Origin of the sequence: Bacillus sp. V59.32b (assembly GCF_003429085.1) — a bacterium.
GTDB lineage: Bacteria > Bacillota > Bacilli > Bacillales > DSM-1321 > Peribacillus.
In genome coordinates this window covers 118,929-138,337 of the sequence record NZ_QVTC01000007.1, presented here as the reverse complement: position 1 = coordinate 138,337, position 19,409 = coordinate 118,929, and the positions used below count along the sequence as shown (strand labels likewise).

The window sequence follows — 19,409 nt, the reverse complement described above, 5'->3', positions numbered from 1 at the left end:
TGTCTTTTAATGTATCGACAGAAGTTGTGTCTAGACCCCAACAAATATTATAGAGCCAAAATGAAAAGAAGGTGCGATAATTTCCGCACCTTCTTTTTCATACCCACGATTCTATTTCAGGGTCGTATTCATTACGGCTTGAGCCGATTTCTTCCTAATCTTCATTTCCGAAATGGCTTCCGTACTTTTTGTTTCATCAAATTCGTTTTCACTCTTTGCAACTACGATTGTAGCGATTCCGTTTCCGATCAGATTCACGATGGCCCTGCCTTCACTCATGAAGCGATCCACACCGAGAAGTAACGCTAATCCTTCCAGCGGAATAACCTGCAAGGCAGCCAACGTTGAAGCAAGAACAATAAATCCACTACCTGTAACACCTGCCGCCCCTTTGGAAGTGAGCATCAGCACAAGGATGATTGTAATTTGCTGTCCGATTGAAAGATCGACACCAAATACCTGTGCAAGGAATACAACGGCCATGGAAAGATAGATGGATGTACCATCCAGGTTAAAAGAGTAACCAGTTGGGATGACAAGTCCGACAACAGATTTTGAAGCGCCATAACGTTCCATCTTGTCCATCATTCTAGGTAGAACAGACTCTGAAGAACTCGTTCCAAGTACGATAAGTATTTCGTCCTTGATGAACTTTAAATAATTCCATAAGCTAAAGCCATACATTTTACAAATGATATTCAATACGACAAAGATGAATAAAAACATGGTTACATACACGGATATCATCAATTTCCCTAGCGGTACTAATGAAGAAAGCCCGAAATGACCTATTGTATAAGCCATCGCCGCGAATGCGCCAATTGGAGCAGCCTTCATAACATATCCGATGATTTTAAAGAATACAAGGGACAATTTATCCAGGAAATCGATAATCGATTTTCCTTTTTCACCAAGAGCTGCAAGCCCGACACCAAATAGAATCGAGAAGAACAATACTTGTAAAATATCACCTTTGGCAAATGCATCAACCATATTGGAAGGAACGATATGAGTGACAAACTCGACCCAATTAATTCCCTCTCCGCCATTTTGCGTATATTGCGACACATCGCCTTTTTCCAGTTCGTCGTAGTTAAGCCCGGCACCTGGCTTAATAATGTTAACAACAACCAGCCCGATAACGAGTGCCAATGTTGTGACAACTTCAAAATAAATGAAAGCTTTGCCGCCCACTTTGCCAACTTTTTTCATATCACCCATTTTGGCGATGCCAAGTACAATCGTTAAAAAAATAATCGGAGCAATAACCATTTTTACAGCGTTTATAAACGTATCGCCGATCGGCTTCATTTCTTTACCGATATTTGGCCAAATAAGTCCAACCAACACACCGATCAAAATCGCCATTAATACCTGAAAGGTTAAATTTGTAAGTAACTTTTTTGCCTTCATATGTTCTCCTCCTTCTAATTGAAGCCATTCTATTATTTATAGAAATGATAACGCTTTCAAATAAAAGTGAGAAGTTTATGGTCATATCGGATATTTTGTTCATTTTGGTCTTTATTTTTTTATATCAGTGTATACGTACCGATTTATCGGTCTTCCTACCCCTCCATATTGAACAGCAAGGCTGATAACGCCTGCCTTTTCGAGAAAATCCAAATAACGCCGCGCAGTCACTCTCGCAATGCCGATCGCAGCCGCTACTTCTTCTGCGGAATAAGGCGTGCGTTCTTTTTTTAAATAGACGGTAATTTCGTTCAGAGTGAATTCATTTAACCCTTTCGGAAGGCTATCTGTTGTTTTCTGGGATTGCTCCGTATAGAGCAATAAATCAAGCTGTTCTTGTGAAAGCACCGCAGATTCCTGCAATTTTTTTCTGTATTGACGATATTTCTCCAAAGCCTGTTGGATCCTTTCCAGTTTAAAAGGTTTGATGATATAATCCACAGCTCCATTTTGAAGCATAAGCTTAATCGTTTCCGTGTCTTTAGCAGCGGATACCACAATCACATCCGATTCGAGTTTTTGCTTTCTCAACTCCTGTAGTGTCTTAATACCATCCTTCTTAGGCATAAAAATATCTAAAACCACCAAATCCGGATTCAGTTGTCGAACAAGAGTAATTCCTTCTTCACCGTTACTTGCAATCGCCACTACCTGAAATCCTTCTACGCTGGTAATAAATTCTTTATTAACTTCCTGGACCATTGGATCATCTTCGATCAGCAATACCTTGATTTCCTCTTTAGCTGCCATTCAATCTCTCCTCCGCTTCCATCGGTAAAGTAATGATAAAAGAAGTCCCTTTCCCTTGTTCTGACGAGACCTGGATTTCACCCCTGCCTTTTTCGACAATTTGTTTGACTAAAAATAACCCGTAACCTGTCCCATCAGATTTGTTCATTGTAAACCCTTTATCATATAATCTTGGAAGATATTCTTCTTTAATACCACTGCCGTTATCTTCTATCAATATCGCACATAAGTCCTCCGACTGTTCAATACTGATATCAATTCTTCTATTCTCAATATCTGTTTGTTCATACGATCCAAAAGCATTTTCAATGAGATTGCCTAGTAATACGACAAAATCATGTTGGTCCAATTGATTAGGAAAGGCCGCAAGATGGCTATTTTCATCAAGTACTACCTGAATACCCAATTCTTTTCCCCGTCTTACTTTGCTTAAAAGAAGACCGGCAACAGCATCATTTTTAATTTTTTTATTTAACGAGTTTGTTAGACTTTCCAGCTCTTCTGACACATTAAAAGCAAGCTGAAGCGCTTTTTCTGATTTTCCCAATTGAATTAAACCGGCAATTGTATGAAGCTTGTTCATATGTTCATGGTTTTGCACCCTGAGTGCATCTACAAAGTTTTTTACCCCTGTTAACTCTTCCGCCAGCTTTGCAAATTCTGTCCGATCCTGGAAGATGGCCACAGCACCAATTAATTCATTATCTTTCTGAATTGGAATACGATTACTTAATATCACTTTGCCGCTCACTTTTATTTCTTCATTATATACCGCCTGATTTTTTTCAACTATTTCAGGAAGCCTTGTATCCTTAAGAACAGAGCGAATCGGTTGTCCGACAAAATCTCCATTCACATTAAAAATCTTCTTCGCTTTCTCATTGAATATCGTGATGATATCATGATTATCAATCGCAATAACTCCCTCATTAATCGAATGAAAGGTTGCGGTCCTTTCTTCAAACATTCGCTTTATTTCAAAAGGCTCGAGGTGAAACATCTGTTTTTTTATATGATTGGCAAGCATCAATGAGCCGATTAAACCGAATATCAATGTTAAAATAACAATAAGCAGGATTTCTCCCTTTAGATCATCCATGATTTCCAGAAACGTTGGCACTTTGTTACCGACAACGACAACACCGATCTGATTTAAATCTTGATCTTTAATCGGAATAAATGCGCGAATAACGGTACCAATCTCTCCTTGAGCGTTAGAAAAATAAATATGCTCCGCGAACGCAGGTTCTTCATCGTCTCCTTGTGACGGTTTTCCAAGCAGTTCTTTTACGGGATGTGAATAACGAATGCGCTCCATGTTCATGACAACGATATAATCTGCTTCATTAATAATCCTTAATTCTTCGACGATTGGATTGACGATATTCCAGCCGTTTCGTTCCTGGACAGCCTTCTGCACATCGGATAGTTCTGCGACGGTTCGTGCCGTATTCATCGAACGGATTTTTAATTCTCTTTCCTCTTTATCTTGAATATTCGCTATAATAACGGTTCCGCCGATTAATAAAGAAAAGACGACTACCACATAAGACAAGACCATAATTTTCCATCTGATAGGCAATTGTTTCATTGTTGTCTCCTCTTTTTTAGAAAATCATCTTTACGAACAGAATCCTTCTAAGTATGCTTACTATAACCATTCAAGAGGAGGCAACGTATGAAAAACAAACACACTTTTATGCTCCTTTTAGGCGTTGGGCTTTCTATCGCTATATTTGTTGGCTACCACTATCTAATACCGAAAACGGAACTTACATATGACGACGATCAGGAAGGCCTGGGAGACCAGATTGTTTTTAAATTTAGTCATGTGGTCGCTGAAAATACACCGAAAGGGCTGGCAGCGAACAAATTTGCAGAACTCGTCTATGAAAAATCAAATGGAACCATAAAGATAGAGGTCTTTCCGAATGGCAGTCTCTATTCTGATATAGAAGAAATCAATGCCTTGCAGGAAGGACAAGTTCAATTTATAGCCCCTTCTACTTCAAAGCTGGGCATGCTTTCCCCTGAGTGGGGCGTGCTGGATCTACCATATGCTTTTCCAAATCACGAAGCTGTCCAAGAAGGCCTCAATGGGCCAATCGGCGAACAATTGCTCGACTCTTTACAAAAGGATAGGATTAAGGGTCTTGCCCATTGGTCAAATGGATTTAAACAAATCACTTCAAACAAAGGACCTATTTATGAGCCTGAAGATATAAAAGGTCAGTCCTTTCGTATTATGCAAAGCGATATCATCCAAGCCCAATTCGAAAAATTGCATGTTAAGGCCCTTCAGGAATCATTCAACTCAACCTATCAATTGCTGGAAGAAGGCAAAGTAATTGGCGAAGAAAACACGATTTCAAATATCTACTCTAAAAGATTTTATAACGTGCAAAAGCATTTGACAATGACCAATCACGGCTATCTAGGCTATGCCGTCATGATGGATCAGAAAACCTGGGATAAGCAAAGCGAGAAAACGAAGACCATTATCCAAGAAGCAATGGCGGAGACGACCGAATGGAACAACAGTCATTCTATCAAAATGAATGATGACCAACTCAGGCTAATCAAACAAAACTCTTCAATTGAAATCCATGAATTAACCAAGGCACAAGAAATGGAATGGAAGCAGGAAATGTACCCGGTTTATGAGGAGCTTGCCACTAAGATTGGCGAGCAAATCGTTGAGGATTTAAAGGAATTAAGAGCAAAGTATGAAGTTGAAAAAATTGATTAATGAACCAATCTATTCTATTAGTTATCTCTTTTGCGCTTAAATTCTATTATTTACAGAGATTGCTATATGGTGAATAAATACAAAGCCTCACCATACAGACCTTTGTTTATAAATTTTTATAGACAAACTCTCTATGTTTTGAATAGCCGTGTTTTTTATAGAAGGCTTTTGCAATATCATTATTAATCCAATAATTTAATTCTATTAAGTCTATATCATTGCATTTCGCGATTTTATCAATATGATCCATTAATTTTGTGCCATACCCTTTTTTTCTTTCCGTTTCTACTAAACTAATCTGATGGACAAAAACCGACTTATATAGTTTTCGAAAAGCATTTTCCGGATAATTTCTCATCTCAATCCAAGCATATCCTATGGCTTTTTGATGATCCTCTAAAAGCAGAAAAATAAAAGCTTCATTGTTTACGAGGTTTTTAAAGGTTTCCTTGATTGTTTTAAAATCAGATTCCTTAAAAGCGTGAGGAACCATTTTGTATGTAAATCTTGGAGCGGTTTATTTAATTTAGCAATCATTTCATAATCAGTGGTCTGGCTAATGTTCACGGTGATTTCCTCACTTCCTATTGGTAAACGCAGATTATATTAACAGTGATGTTATCACACTTTTGCAGTAATTGCGTCATCGATCGATCGTTATCATGCTTGATTTTGCTATAAATGTCGACATAAACATGAGCCCGATTCCTGACACTAGGCAAATGATTATTCCAACAGAGAAGAATAACGCCGGTATGCTAAAGACAGTCGCACAAAAAGTGCCGTAAAGAATGCCCAGTGGTGTAACAATTTTCGTCAATAGAAACCGAACGGAAAATACTTGCCCCAACAAAGATTCTGGAACTAAACGCTGATATAATGTTGTGCTATAAACATTCCAAAAGGGCATCGTGATACCTGCCAGCGTTTCTATTAACAAAGCAACTCCTAAGTTCGTTGTAAATCCCAGAGAAATGTATGTTAATCCGCCAATAAATAAAGCGGCAACCATCGTATGATATAAATATTTTTTGGGTTCATTCAGTTTTCCTACAATATATGTACCAATGATATAACCAAATGGGAAAGCAGCGGAAAACAGACCGAATTCAAAAGAAGAACCACCTAAAATTTCTTTTACATATGGGATGTACATGGCCTGTGTCGCAAAAACACCAAAGCTCGTCGTTGTGATAAATAATCCGAGATATAAAAGAATGGTATGCTGCTTGTATATGTGGATCCCTTTTTTAAATTGTGAGGACCACGTTTGTTTTTTCCCTGCGTTAATTGCTGGTTCATTTATGTACCTAATCATCAGAATCGACATGAAGAATAAAGCGACAATCATCATCAATGAAGCTCGCTGTCCCCATGTAGAGATCATAATGCCCGCGATTGGCAATGCGACTAATCTGATCAGTTGAACAAGCCCCGAAATCCTTGCATTCACTTTTACTAACTTATCTTTATCTACTATTTTTGGAATTAATGCATTTGCAGCAGAATCATACACAACGATAGAAGTTAAAAATGACACTGCATACAGGATTTCTACCCTTGTCTCACCAAGAAAAAATAATAGTAAAACAATGGAGTAAGAAAAAAATCGAATCCACTCAGAAAGCTGCATCATCGTTGTTCTTTTCCAGCGATCAATAACGGGGCCAGCCAGAAATTGAACGATCATCTGGCCAAAAATATTAACTAACCAAAGGCCGCCCATTGCCGTTTTGGAACCGGTAAGATCATAAACCATCCAGGATAGAATGAATGTTCCAGTTGTACTTGCGAATGTAGAAAACAACTGATTTAGTAACAATAAATGACTATCATTATCCATCACTTTCTTCGAATCCACTTAGTCCTCACTCCGCTCCAAGTATTCCATTAATTTTTGTTCATGTTTACGTATTGATTCCATTTTTATTGAATATACCGAGCCCTTCACTCCAACGATATGGGCGGTCCGTAACATCGTTAAGTGATGGTGGACGGTAGTCTTTCCGATGTCCAATAGCTCAGTTAACTCTTTTAAAGTTCTTTCTCTTTGAGACAAATATCTCATGATTGTTAATCTCTTTTCGTCACCTAATGCCTTATAAAGCTGTACTAAGTCTGGCGGAGGCTGATTTATATCAACATGGTCGCTGAAGCTTTCGTTACTAACCGGATAATAAAATATCTTCGTGCCCTCTAAGTTAGCCTCGATGGTCCATGGCCGGTAGCTGATTTGAGGAACCAAAATAACTTTGGCGATATTCGATTCCGGCTTGTATTCAATCCCTGTTGCAAGCTGAACTAATTCTTGATTGCTAATGGTAGCCCTTTTATTTATTTTTGTTTCGTAATCACGCTTTAATATCTCTTCCGTTTCTTGCTTTTCCTCTAGCAAAATCTCGTTATACCAGCCTGTCATTAAATGAACAAGATGCTTTTTTAATAGGGCTGGTTCGATTTCAGAGATAAAGTGAATCATTTGCGGGAAGTATTGATGTCCTTTAGAAGCTAGAATCATTTCTTCTGCTGCACGCTTGTCTCCTTTTGAAGCTAACATACGGTTTTTCTGCTGAGATTCATCTAAAAAAGGGAGAACATGATAGATAAACGTTTGGTCGTCAAGACCGTTGATATTATCCACAAAGCTATGTATGCTTTCAAAGTCTTGGACATGAAGCAATTGAAGCAGCATTTTCCATGTATTATGCTCCTGGCAGTATTGTAGTTCTGCCTCCAGTTTTTCTGAGACGCTATTTCTAAGGACATCTAGACTTTGCTTAGGCTTTTCTAATTTTTCATGAAGCTTTGGGTAAGTGATCATGGCAATCCCTAATGTGCATTCAAATAAGATCGAATGTTTTATTTCAAGACCGTATGAGTTAGGTTTATAAGACGTATTTAGTAGATTCAATGTGAGGTTGTCCTCCAGTATATTGGATTATTAAATATTAGTTTAAACCTTCAGAAAATTTTATTCAACATTTTTAGAACTTATTATACTAAATTTATCGAACATATTTTGCTTAGAAATAAAATAAAAGAGACTACCCAAATGTGTAATCTCTTTCAATGTTTCGCTCTATAGTCACCATAGTGATCCTTCTTTATCGCTCAACTTTATAATCAAAGGGAAAATTATAATAAAAACAAGACTTATATATCCTAAAAAGAATATTCGCTGTGTTTCAGAAGAGATATATTGTTTCTTTTCACAGTGGGGACATTTTTTTCCGCTTTTTGAAAATCCGAGAGACAAAATTTCTTTGGCTTTCCATTTATAGTTACAATTATTACATTGTGCCATAGCTCTCCCCTTTCTTCTTTACTACTGATACGTTATTAATAAGATACAAGTTTCAATATGTATTAGAATAACAACTAAGAATTCCTAGCTTATATTGCTGCGATGGGATCATTTCCATTGCCAATTTATAATAGCAAACAGACTTTGCCGTATTTTGAGTGAAATTAAATCTATCCTTACACTTCCAGTTTATATCACCCACGATATTTCGATTTCTGCTTGATTATTTGGATTTGTGCTCGATTATCTGGATTTGTGCTCGATTATCTGAATTTGTGCTCGATTATTTGGATTTCTGCTCGATTATCTGAATTTGTGCTCGATTATTTCGATTTCTGCTCGATTATTTGGATTTGTGCTCGATTATTTGGATTTGTGCTCGATTATCTGAATTTGTGCTCGTTCGTACGAATTTCTACTCGTTGAGCCGCTCTGCATAAGAGCCTTTAATAAAGTATAACGCAAAATAGACTCACCATATTAGGTAAGTCCATTTCGAAAGCTAGATATCATTAAAATTTTAATTAATCAACGCTTGCAACGGAGCCGGAATCCTCCCGCCGCGTCGAATCATTTTTTCCGAGCTATACGGATTTACACCCATTACCGGTGCACGGCCAAGCAAGCCTCCAAACTCGACCATCTCTCCTTCTTCTTTTCCAGGAACCGGAATAACCCGAACGGCTGTTGTCTTCTTGTTAATCATCCCGATGGCTGCTTCATCTGCAATAAGGGCTGATAAAGTAGCCGGAGTAACATCTCCAGTTAAGGCAATCATATCAAGTCCGACTGAGCAGACGCATGTCATGGCTTCCAGTTTAGGCAAAGTCAGGGAATTATCCATAATACCACGAATCATTCCATTGTCTTCACTAACGGGAATAAATGCCCCGCTCAATCCACCCACATATGAACTTGCCATCGCCCCGCCCTTTTTCACGGCATCATTCATCAGTGCAAGCGCAGCAATCGTGCCATGTGTTCCAACCCGTTCGAGCCCGATTTCCTCGAGGATTTCAGCAACACTGTCATTCATTGCATTCGTCGGGGCCAGTGATAAGTCCATAATTCCGAATGGAACATCAAGGCGCTCTGCTACAATCCGTCCAATTAATTCACCTGCACGAGTGATTTTAAAAGCCGTTTTTTTAATCACATCTGACACTTCACCAAGATCAGCCTCGGGATGGCGCTTAAGGGCGCTTAAGACAACACCTGGCCCGCTTACTCCGACATTCAGGACAACCTCTCCTTCACCGGCTCCATGAAAAGCACCCGCCATAAAGGGATTGTCTTCTACAGGATTACAAAAGACAACAAGCTTGGCGCACGCCATTCCATTTTGGTCTTTTGTCCTTTCAGCCGCTTCTTTGATGATCAAGCCCATTTGGCGGACAGCATCCATATTAATACCGCTTCTTGTCGTAGCGACAGAAACGGATGCACATACTCTTTCCGTAACGCTCAACGCTTCCGGCAAAGCATCAAGCAAGGTTTGTTCTCCTTTAGTAATTCCTTTATGTACGAGAGCGGAATATCCACCGATAAAATCGATACCAAGCTCAATCGCTGCTCTATCCAACGTTTTAGCCAGTTCGATTGCCTGTGCTTTCGTTGCATTTCCAAGTATGTCAGCGACAGGTGTAATCGAAATCCGTTTATTTATGATTGGTATTCCGTATTCCTTTTCAACATCTTCCGCGACTCCCTTTAACCTGCCGGCATAGTTTACGATTTTGTCATATACCTTCCTATTCAGTTTTTCGAAATCGGAATCTGCGCAGTCATGCAGGCTAATCCCCATGGTTACCGTGCGGATATCCAAGTTCTCCATCTCGATCATCCGTATCGTTTCCATCATTTCATCAAGTGCGATTGTCATGTTTCATCCTCCTGTTTAGACGCGATGCATCGCCTGAAAAATTTCTTCAAGCTGGATGTTTATTTTTAAAGACAGTTCTTCCCCTGTAATTCCTAACTTTTCTTGCAAGCTATCAAGATTTTCAATCTCTGTTACATCGACAATCATCATCATGGTAAAAAAATCCTGTAAAATCGTCTGGCTGATATCCAATATATTGATTTCGTTATCCGATAAAACCGTGGTCACCTTGGCGATAATGCCCACCTGATCTTTTCCAACAACACTTACGACTGCACGTCTCATCAATCCATCTCCTCGAATGTTTTAGAAAATAAAAAAAGATTGGAATAGCTCCAATCTCGAAAAGAAATAGAATAACCTATAATATGTCCATAAGTTACTCTTCTGTCCTTTTGCCTGAGATTGTGAATCCTTCGGCGCCGCATTCCACGGTCTCTCCAGAAGCTGCTCCCGTTATAGTGTTACCCATAACGTTCATCGCTTGCTATGTAAGAATAATAAATCGATTATAACAATTGGTGACGACAAGGTCAATCAATCATTCTTCGTCCTAATGTCTACTACAATGGAACAATTCTGAAGCACGAGCCGTTCGATGTCTTCAGCAGTTTGATAATGATGTGTTTCCTATAGACACTTTTAGATTAATTATTTTGCTCTTTCTTTTTTGGGAAAAACAAGATAAGAAAATGTAATAATTGTATCTATCAAAAGAACAAGTGTCCATATTCCAGTTGCCTTACCAACAGCAGGATTTGTAAAAAAGCCTTTTTCGATAATATTTTCTACAGTTTTATTAAAATCTCCTGATATGACTATATGTTCATAATCGCGCAGATCTAGTAAAAAAGCGAGTATAATAAGAACCACCGTGTAAACTACTAAATGGATGGCTAAGCCTTTTAGTTCCTTTATAAAATACGACATACCGTATAGTTTTTCATCCCGCTCTTCTGCTTCTGGCTCTTCTCCCTTCCATTTCCTCACGTTTCTCTTTATAAATCGATCTAATTTTTTAAAATCATTTTTACCGAACGTAAGTGCATAAATCAGAAACACGATAATAATCAATTGAAATGTATCAAATTTTCCGGTATGAGTGTAATCTAAAATACCGATGAATAATAGCCATGCATCACTAAACAACCAAATGAAGATAAAATACTTACTCAATTTATCAAGACCGATTAAATATCGTAACAACAAAAATCCTGTTATGCTCATCCAAAAAAGAATCTCACCGATTATAAAAAATGCCCATTTATATTCCAGAATAAACTCAACCATGATTCTTTCCCTTCTCTAAGGCGTTGAATCTAACAATTCCCAGGAAGATATGACGACAACCAATATAATTCTTCCTTCCATTACCAATTATACGTTTGAAAAATTACGATTACAAAACAATTTATGCAACAGGAAACAAATTAAATGCAAAAAGTACCCTGATTTTTATCCAGAGCACTTTTCGTAAACTTATTAGTTTTTATTATATTTGCTTTTCCCAATGACGGTGACTAGCAATGGTCGCGATAAAATTTCCGCCGAAGGAATTCATTTCTTCTTCGTTTTTCGCAAGAATAATCCCCTGGTATAGCTTAGTTCCCGTCTGATGAGGATTCTGAATTCCTGCAGAAGCAAGTAAATTTACACCCACATTAAGCAGCTGCAATCGTTTTATAGTGACTGAAGGCTTCCTTCATGATATATGTTGCTGCCTTTTGTAACTGTAAGTTTTCCGCGTTCTCTTGGCCGCCCGCGATATAAACGCCATCAAACTGTACAGAGTCTGCTGTCAGGAATGTATGTATGGGTAACTTCAACCTAGCCATCTTCAGAACCTGTGATCATTCCTAGTCTGAAAACTAAAATTATAGGTTCCGAAGGTTAATGGATTTTTTATACGATCTGGATAATTCATCCTATACAAGTGCTTCCGATAAACATACACTACATTACCCCTGTTTCAAGGAGGTGTATTGCAGCATGGGCGAAGGAGGAATTGACTCCGGTTTTTTATTGATTATTGTTTTATTTATTTTGCTCATTATTATTGGAATCATTTGTTTCGCGACCTTGTGAAATCTTTCATAAATGATCGAAAAGCGTCTTTTCTTATAGGCGCTTTTGTTTTGAACTTACCACAAGATTAACCTTTCTCATAATAAAACAGCCAGCAAATATGCTGACTGTTTAGTCGTTACATCTTATTGATTATGGCGATAGCCTGTTTTAAGCTGCTCATGATTTGAATCTTTTTAAAGTCAATGCCAAGGTTCACGACGGCTTGGGCAATTTCGGGACGTAGCCCTGTGAAAGTGGGTCGAACTCCAAGCAAGGTAAGAGCGTTTGCGACTCGGAATAATTCAGATGCTACCATGGTATCAATCATCGGCACACCCGATAAGTCAATAATTAACTCAGTATTTCCGAGCGCAGCGCATCTTTCTAATGAAGTTTCTATTAAGATGGTTGCCCGGTCTGTATCTAATTCACCGATCAATGGAAGGATGGCGATTTCATCCGATAAAGCAACAACCGGAGTAGAAACCTCCATAAATGCTTTCCTGGCTATTCCGAGTGTTTTTTTGTGGTGCTCCACAAAAGAAACACTGAAAACATATGCGGTCTGGTCCATGATCGTATCAATGATGTTGTTAATCTTCAAAATCGATTCAATAGTGGTGATGTCTCTATCCAGGTTCTCTTGGAGGAATTCCCAAATGATACTGCGGTATACTTTATTGGTGCTTAGCAATTCATCGATTGCCACACCATACTGAACGGCTCCTCTCCCCGTTTGAACTGCCCAGTCTGTCACGTCACTCCAAACATCATCAGTATGGAAAGAAATTAATGCACTTCCAATATAGCCGATTAATTTCGCCCGCCAATGGACGATAGTCTCGTCCTCTAAGTTGCTTTCTTGAAGGAAATTATTATATTTTTGACTCAAGCGGACACTAATTTTCTGCGATAACTCTAACTGTTGCTCTACAATTTGCTTGCCTAAAGTTTGTGCAGACTGCAAATCTATTCCCCCCGTATACCTTTTTAGGTAATATAATTAATTCAGGATAACATCGCAATTCTTTCATACGCTTACTTAGAATGGAACTCTTCCCTATAATGAAAAGATTATAATTCATCAATCCTTCAAAATTTCAATAAAGTGGCTAAGAATCCTTGCTGTTAGTCCCCAAATCACTCTGTTCTCATATACATAAAAAAACTCATCCATTTGCCTGGCCTGCCAATTATAATTCTCTCCGCCTACTAATAGATTAAACGGAAAGTTCTCCTCCGGTTCCGCATTAAATTTAACGTGATAAACTTCTGGTTCGTTGTTTAAAAAATACGAGAGCGGTACCGTGAAAGTCTCCCCGACTTCCGCGGGATTCGGCTCGATGCTGTCAGGACAGTCAATAAACCCAACATACGGATAAACGATCATGCCAAACGGGGAAATCAGATAGTCGATAGGAAGTACACCGGTAATATTGTCCCTTGTTATTCCCAATTCCTCGATTGTTTCCCGAATCGCAGCTTCTTTTTCATCAGTGTCTACTGAGTCAATTCTGCCTCCCGGAAAACAGATTTCGCCAGGCTGTCTCCTTAGTTCAAGTGAACGGACTTCAAAAAGGACATGGATACCATCTTCTTTTTGAATGAGCGGCAATAGGACAGCGTACTTTGAAAAGCTCCGGCTGCCCAATATAGTTGGCGTATGGTGTTTTAATTTATGTAAAATCTGTTTTAACTCCAAATGTCTCACCTCAAATATCGCATCAAAAGCTTTAATGAATACTATTTAACCTGTAACACTTAAATGAAAACCTTTTATAATAAAAAAGCCAGCATTTAATGCTAGCTTTTTTACAGTACTTATTACATTTTACCATAGTCTTTTTGACAAGTAAGGAAGTATATTTTCCGATTTGATTATCGAAGCCCATAGCCTCTCTCATATTGCTTTGGTGTGAGAGGTTCTCCGCCTAAGGTTATCGACGCTTCATTCGCCCAGAAAGGATTCCGCAGCATTCCTCTGCCTACTGCAACGAGATCGGCTTTTCCTTCGCGAATCGCTTCATCACTCAATTGATAATCTTCCATCCTGCCAACAGCAATGGTCGGAATGTCAACCGCTTCTCTAACAGCTTTGGCAAAATCGAGCTGATAAGCCGGACCAGCAGATGCCGGGCCTTTCGTTCCTTCCCCACCGGAAGATACATGGAACATGTCAACGCCTGCTTCCTTATAACGCTTCGCAAGCTCAATCGAGTAATCCAAATCATAGCCGCCATCCGCGTACTCTACTGCAGAAATTCTCATGATCAGCGGCATAGATTCGGGCATAACGCGTCGTGCAGCTTCGATAATCTCAACACCGAAACGGCTTCTGTCTTCACCATAGACATCGTCGCGCTTATTGGTTAAAGGGGACTGGAATTGTTGAATTAAATAACCATGGGCCGCATGGATCTCAATCGTGTCAACTCCGGCTTGAACCGCCCGTTTAAAAGCAGCTTCATACTTGCCCACCATCTCCTTGACTTCTTCAGTAGTCAACTCCCGTGGTTTTTTGTATTGATCGGAGAATTGGATGGCTGACGAAGATACTGGTACTTCAGCATCTTCTGCTTTCCGGCCGGCGTGGGCAATTTGAATCCCAACCTTCGCTCCATAGCTTTGGCATGATTCAATAATTCTTTTGAATGCCGGAATATGATCGTCCGACCAAAGGCCAAGATCATAGTCAGTAATCCGTCCGTCAGGCTCCACATCTGTCATTTCGATAATGATTAAACCGGTCCCGCCGACAGCCCGGCTCGTATAATGAGTATAGTGCCAGTCATTTGGCTTGCCATCCTTCGCCTCAACCGAATACTGGCACATCGGAGGCATAACAACTCGATTTTTTAAGTGCAGTCCTTTAATTTCAAACGGATCTAATAATGTAGGCATAATAACTTCCTTTCACTTCATTTTAGGATTCCCTAAGTCGATTAAAAGGGATATTACACATTATTACACCCAGTACTGTTTATTAGTCAACTGACACGACTTCAAAAGTCCTCTTCTCATACTGAACACCCCCTTCTAAAATCCTGAATCAATAAAAAACCGACTTTCCTTTTTCAAAGGGAAAATCGGTTTGATCTTATTTATGTGACACTGTCATTCATGCTCCATTTTCATCATGTCAGTTATTAGTGAATTCTTAATGGTTCTCACTATTCAGTTAACATAATATTATTATAATATCGTTCATAAAATTTTCTCTGTTCACACCTTAATTGATTGCCAATTTTTTCACTCTTTCCTCAGCTTCCTGATAAATATCTTCAGCTTTGGTCGGATCAAGATGCAGTCCCTCAATAATGAATGGTGTGAAGTTCTGTATTCCCATGAAGTTCATGATCGTCTTCAAGTACCTTTGGGAATTTTCCATTTCTGCGCCGGGGCCCTTCGAATAAATACCGCCTCTTGCTTCTATTAAAAGTACTGGCTTGTCCGGCACGAGTCCGACCGGCCCCTTTTCTGTATATTCGAAGGTTTTACCGGCAATGCAAATCGTATCGATATAAGCCCTCAGCATGGGAGGATAGCTAAGATTCCAAAATGGCGCTGAAAATATTACTCTGTCAGCTTCCAAAAATTGAGTTGTCAACTGGTCCATATGCTGAGCTTTCGATTTCTCTATCTCTGTCAATTCATCATGGGAAGCAAAATTACCCCACGCGCTGAAGACATCCACATCGAGGAACGGAATTTCCGCTTTATAGAGATCCAGCTTTACAATTTCATCTTCTGGATGGTGCTTCTGATATTCCTCTAAGAAGGGCGTTCGCCAGTCTTGAAGAATAGGAATATTCATCAGCCTTCGGATTTGCTTTGACATATAATACTTTGGCCATTTGGTCTCATCCTTTCAGAAAATAATGGAATATCTCACACTTTTATTATAGATGAATAATTATTTTATTTGTTAAATAAATGTAAATACTTTGTGAAATATTTAACATAAAACTTAATCTATTTAATAAATCTAAAAAGCCGATCCTAAACGAATCGGCTTTTTACTCTACTATGAAATGATCGGCAATAGAATAGAAATCGTTGTCCCTATACCTTCCCTGCTATCAATCAATAATTGTCCTTTATGTTCGTTAATGATTTTTTTGCTGATCATCATTCCGAGTCCCGTTCCTTTTTCTTTGGTACTGTAAAAGGGTTCACCTATACGCTTGATTCTTTCCTTAGGAATCCCACAGCCGTTATCTGTGAAATCAATATGAACAAACCCGTTTATTTGTCTTGCCGTAATGGATATTTCTCCACCGTCTTCCATTGATTCAATCGCATTTTTTAAGATATTCAGGAATACTTGTTTAAGCTGATTTTCATCGCATTCAATGAGTGGTAAGTTCGCCTCAAGTTCGGCATAGATGACCACATTCTTTAGCACCCCTTGTATCTCTGCGATTTTCACGACGCCATCCACGATTTGTGAGATGTCTTTTTTTTGAAATACCTTCACATGAGGTTTCGCAAGCGATAAGAATTCACTCGTAATGAATTCAATTCGTTTTAATTCGTCTCGCATGACATGAATGTACTCTTTTTTATCGATCATTTCATTAATAAGCTGGAGAAACCCGTTGAGAGATGTCAATGGATTCCGGATTTCGTGCGCAACCCCTGCGGCGAGCTGACCAATCACGGCTAGCTGTTCTGCTGTCCGCAAGAGATCTTCCGTTTTCTTTCGGTCAGTAATGTCTCTGATAATTGATGAGAGGGCAATAATATTTCCCTGTTTGTCTCGAATCGGGCCAACTGACAGACTGATATCAAGGGCATGTCCGAGCTTATGGTAGCGGATTGTTTCCCAATCACTTAAACTGAGCCCTTGAGTAATAGTTTGAATATATTTGTTAAATTCATGCTTTCGATCACGTTGGATGATTTCAATATCCTTGCCTTTGACTTCTGATTTACTCCAGCCAAACATTTTTTCAAATGCCTTGTTGACACTTAAAATCGTACCATTTAAATCCATGATGATAATCGAATCAGATGTGTTCTCGATAAATGATTCTAATTGTTCTTTCGTATTTCTCAGTTTTTCGACTATCTTTTTTTCGTGGGTGATATCTTTTGCCATACCGAATACGCCGACCACATTTTTGTTTTCAAAAACGGGAATCGATGTCACTGAGACGTAAGATTTCTCACCGGATTTAGTTATAAGAGCGGATTCATAGCGCTGGGGAACTCCATCAAGCACTTGTCTGAAATAAAAAGTCGAATGGTCGTAATAATCAGCATCGATAAAATCCTGATAAGGTCGGTTTAGGATTTCTTTTACTTTGTAACCAGTGATTTTTTCAACGGCCTTGTTGGCTTCTATTACTACGCCATCCGTATTTTCATAGTAAATCGCATCCGGGCTGTTTTTCAGAAGCGAATGGTAACGCCTCTCACTCTCTTTAAGCTTTTGTTCCATCGTTTTAAAGCCGGTAATATCCATCGCTGTCATGATGATTTCTTTAGTCTTCTTATTCTTGTATATTGGTTTAAGGGATGAAAGAAAATAATTGCCAAATAATTGATCCTCATATAGCAGTTCTTCACCGCTCCATGCCCTTTCAAGGTACTCCAATTTTTGTGTTAACTGGTCCGGTGGGTATACCTCTTCCAGGGTCCTTCCAAGTATTTTGTTTTCATTCAGATCAATGTTACGCAACCCGTCTCCTTTTGCCATTGTAATCTTAAACGTATTCCCGCTTTTCACAAACTTGCAGATGATTGCTTTTTGGAGTTTTAATGTGTTTTCCAGTTCCATTTTAGTAATTACTAACTCATCATTGATTCTTGTCTTTTCGGTAACGTCTCTGCCGATAAGCAAAACACCTTTTGTATCTTGTAATATGGCTGTCTTAATGTCATAAATTCGCTTACTTCCCTGATCCGCAATCGTAACCTCTTTTTGGCACGGTTGATTATGTTCAAGCGTATTATCGGTCAATGTTTTAATTTCATGAAAAAATGATTCATTTTCAGGAAAAACATCCATGATCTCCTCATCATTTTTACCAGCATGACAATTTTTATCAACCTTCAAAATCTCTTTGAGTGAATCGTTCGTTTCTATCCAATTTCCTTTTCGATCTTTGAATATTACAATATCCTGTATCGAATTAGCCAGGGTCAGCAGCGATTGTTCAGCATAGGATTCGACAGCCTTTCTGCCTTTATCCCTTTCCGCCGCAAGTCCAATTAAATAGGAACACATCTCTAACACTTTTTCCTCAAACTCTGTTGGAGAATATGATTTAGAATGATACATCGTAAATGCCCCAATCACCACATTATCCAATATGATTGGAAAAGACCAGGACGAGCGGATACCAATCTCAAGTGCTACATCCTTAAACTCTTCCCAATTTGGATCGGTTGTAACGTCTGAACAAACGACCATCTTTTTCTTAATAATCGCGGGCCCGCATGAACCGAGAGTGGGTGACACCTTAATTCCATTAATACGATTAATAAATGCCTGCGGGAGTGTGGGAGAAGCGGCAACATGCAAATGCTCTTTCGACTTATCCAGGAACAAAACCCCGGTATGGAACTCCTTATGCAACAGTTCTTCAACGAAGATAGACAGCTTATTTAAAACGTATGGCAAGGACGCACCCTTTACAATCATTCTTGTGATTTTTTTCTTTATGTTCAAGAACGAATCAGTTTTTTTATAAGCCGTAATGTCAAAGAAAGTAAGTAGATAGCAATTGTCATGTTGTTTTAGCTTAATTACAGAATGCTGAAAAGTTACCCACTTCATCTCGCCGTTTATATTGATTTGAATTTCTTTTGAATTTTTTTCTGTCTCTTTTTCATTTCGAATGGTTGTGAGGAGATATTCCTCGTCCGCTTCGTTGACAAAAGGAAATCCTTGATCATCCATGTTTTTTATAGCAAAGAAGTCAATAGCCTTTTTATTTAAGTAGATAATTTCACCGATTTCATTTATAGCAGCTGTTACTGCAGGGATATGCTCTAACAATAACAGGTCCATTTCATCAATAATATTTATGGATCGCATACGCATTAGCCCCTTATTAGATTATCTTTAAGAATTTCGACAACATTGCTCCATTTCCTTTTATAAACAGTTATAAAAATTTTTAATAGTGAGAAATAATGGTAGAAATAATAATGGGACTGCTAATCCTCTAGAAAAG

The 19,409-nt window shown here is 38.7% G+C and carries 19 protein-coding genes and 1 riboswitch; of the genes, 2 read left to right on the top strand and 17 right to left on the bottom strand.

Going from position 1 to position 19,409, the window contains the following annotated elements; all coding sequences use genetic code 11:
* Positions 1 to 111 precede the first annotated feature (111 nt).
* The 3 genes from dctP to D0463_RS02275 all read right to left on the bottom strand — a co-directional run bounded on the left by dctP (position 112) and on the right by D0463_RS02275 (position 3,814).
* A complete protein-coding gene (gene dctP, locus D0463_RS02285) occupies positions 112 to 1,413 on the bottom strand; it encodes a C4-dicarboxylate transporter DctP (protein ID WP_117304609.1) in 1,302 nt (433 codons plus the stop codon).
* A gap of 111 nt (positions 1,414 to 1,524) precedes the next feature.
* Positions 1,525 to 2,223 (bottom strand): response regulator, encoded by a 699-nt coding sequence (locus D0463_RS02280; protein ID WP_117304607.1) that lies wholly within the window; start codon positions 2,221 to 2,223, stop codon positions 1,525 to 1,527.
* Complete coding sequence (locus D0463_RS02275) at positions 2,213 to 3,814, bottom strand: ATP-binding protein (protein WP_117304605.1); 1,602 nt, start codon at positions 3,812 to 3,814, stop codon at positions 2,213 to 2,215. Before D0463_RS02275 ends, D0463_RS02280 begins: the two co-directional genes overlap by 11 nt.
* 87 nt (positions 3,815 to 3,901) lie before the next feature.
* Here D0463_RS02275 and D0463_RS02270 point away from each other — a divergent pair, with 87 nt between their 5' ends.
* Positions 3,902 to 4,972 carry a DctP family TRAP transporter solute-binding subunit gene (locus D0463_RS02270; protein WP_117304603.1) on the top strand — a complete coding sequence of 357 codons (1,071 nt, stop codon included), beginning with the start codon at positions 3,902 to 3,904 and terminating at the stop codon, positions 4,970 to 4,972.
* Between the two features lie 106 nt (positions 4,973 to 5,078).
* Here D0463_RS02270 and D0463_RS02265 read toward each other — a convergent pair whose 3' ends face one another.
* The 9 genes from D0463_RS02265 to D0463_RS19270 form a co-directional block, all read right to left on the bottom strand.
* Positions 5,079 to 5,465 carry a GNAT family N-acetyltransferase gene (locus D0463_RS02265; RefSeq protein WP_254052694.1) on the bottom strand — a complete coding sequence of 129 codons (387 nt, stop codon included), beginning with the start codon at positions 5,463 to 5,465 and terminating at the stop codon, positions 5,079 to 5,081.
* Between the two features lie 150 nt (positions 5,466 to 5,615).
* Positions 5,616 to 6,833, bottom strand: a complete 1,218-nt coding sequence (locus D0463_RS02260) for an MFS transporter (RefSeq protein WP_117304601.1) — start codon at positions 6,831 to 6,833, stop codon at positions 5,616 to 5,618.
* Complete coding sequence (locus D0463_RS02255) at positions 6,834 to 7,883, bottom strand: ArsR/SmtB family transcription factor (RefSeq protein ID WP_117304599.1); 1,050 nt, start codon at positions 7,881 to 7,883, stop codon at positions 6,834 to 6,836.
* Positions 7,884 to 8,057: 174 nt separating this feature from the next.
* Complete coding sequence (locus D0463_RS02250; RefSeq protein WP_117304597.1) at positions 8,058 to 8,276, bottom strand: TIGR04104 family putative zinc finger protein; 219 nt, start codon at positions 8,274 to 8,276, stop codon at positions 8,058 to 8,060.
* Between the two features lie 520 nt (positions 8,277 to 8,796).
* Complete coding sequence (locus D0463_RS02245) at positions 8,797 to 10,158, bottom strand: PFL family protein (protein ID WP_117304595.1); 1,362 nt, start codon at positions 10,156 to 10,158, stop codon at positions 8,797 to 8,799.
* 15 nt (positions 10,159 to 10,173) lie between these two features.
* Positions 10,174 to 10,443, bottom strand: a complete 270-nt coding sequence (locus D0463_RS02240) for an ACT domain-containing protein (RefSeq protein WP_117304594.1) — start codon at positions 10,441 to 10,443, stop codon at positions 10,174 to 10,176.
* A 92-nt stretch (positions 10,444 to 10,535) separates the two neighbouring features.
* Positions 10,536 to 10,612: riboswitch (glycine riboswitch) on the bottom strand.
* Positions 10,613 to 10,809: 197 nt separating this feature from the next.
* Positions 10,810 to 11,448: a hypothetical protein gene (locus D0463_RS02235; protein WP_117304592.1), complete on the bottom strand. Its 639-nt coding sequence runs from the start codon at positions 11,446 to 11,448 to the stop codon at positions 10,810 to 10,812.
* Between the two features lie 202 nt (positions 11,449 to 11,650).
* The gene (locus D0463_RS19275) at positions 11,651 to 11,818 is read right to left on the bottom strand and encodes a hypothetical protein (RefSeq protein WP_160118349.1); all 168 of its coding nucleotides are present in this window, start codon (positions 11,816 to 11,818) and stop codon (positions 11,651 to 11,653) included.
* A gap of 1 nt (position 11,819) precedes the next feature.
* Positions 11,820 to 11,984: a type 1 glutamine amidotransferase family protein gene (locus tag D0463_RS19270; protein WP_160118348.1), complete on the bottom strand. Its 165-nt coding sequence runs from the start codon at positions 11,982 to 11,984 to the stop codon at positions 11,820 to 11,822.
* A 163-nt stretch (positions 11,985 to 12,147) separates the two neighbouring features.
* On the opposite strand from D0463_RS19270, the gene D0463_RS20345 reads away from it, so the two are divergent.
* A complete protein-coding gene (locus D0463_RS20345) occupies positions 12,148 to 12,243 on the top strand; it encodes a YjcZ family sporulation protein (protein WP_117304588.1) in 96 nt (31 codons plus the stop codon).
* Positions 12,244 to 12,361: 118 nt separating this feature from the next.
* On the opposite strand, the gene D0463_RS02220 is transcribed toward D0463_RS20345, so the two are convergent.
* From D0463_RS02220 to D0463_RS02200, 5 genes are all read right to left on the bottom strand, one after another.
* Positions 12,362 to 13,192 (bottom strand): STAS domain-containing protein, encoded by an 831-nt coding sequence (locus D0463_RS02220; RefSeq protein ID WP_117304586.1) that lies wholly within the window; start codon positions 13,190 to 13,192, stop codon positions 12,362 to 12,364.
* 117 nt (positions 13,193 to 13,309) lie between these two features.
* Positions 13,310 to 13,927, bottom strand: a complete 618-nt coding sequence (locus D0463_RS02215; protein ID WP_117304584.1) for an NUDIX hydrolase — start codon at positions 13,925 to 13,927, stop codon at positions 13,310 to 13,312.
* 176 nt (positions 13,928 to 14,103) lie between these two features.
* On the bottom strand, positions 14,104 to 15,126 hold the full coding sequence (locus tag D0463_RS02210; protein WP_117304582.1) for an NADH:flavin oxidoreductase/NADH oxidase: 1,023 nt from the start codon (positions 15,124 to 15,126) through the stop codon (positions 14,104 to 14,106).
* A gap of 328 nt (positions 15,127 to 15,454) precedes the next feature.
* A complete protein-coding gene (locus D0463_RS02205) occupies positions 15,455 to 16,063 on the bottom strand; it encodes an FMN-dependent NADH-azoreductase (RefSeq protein WP_254052693.1) in 609 nt (202 codons plus the stop codon).
* A gap of 186 nt (positions 16,064 to 16,249) precedes the next feature.
* Positions 16,250 to 19,270: a PAS domain S-box protein gene (locus D0463_RS02200; RefSeq protein ID WP_160118347.1), complete on the bottom strand. Its 3,021-nt coding sequence runs from the start codon at positions 19,268 to 19,270 to the stop codon at positions 16,250 to 16,252.
* Between the last annotated feature and the right edge of the window lie 139 nt (positions 19,271 to 19,409).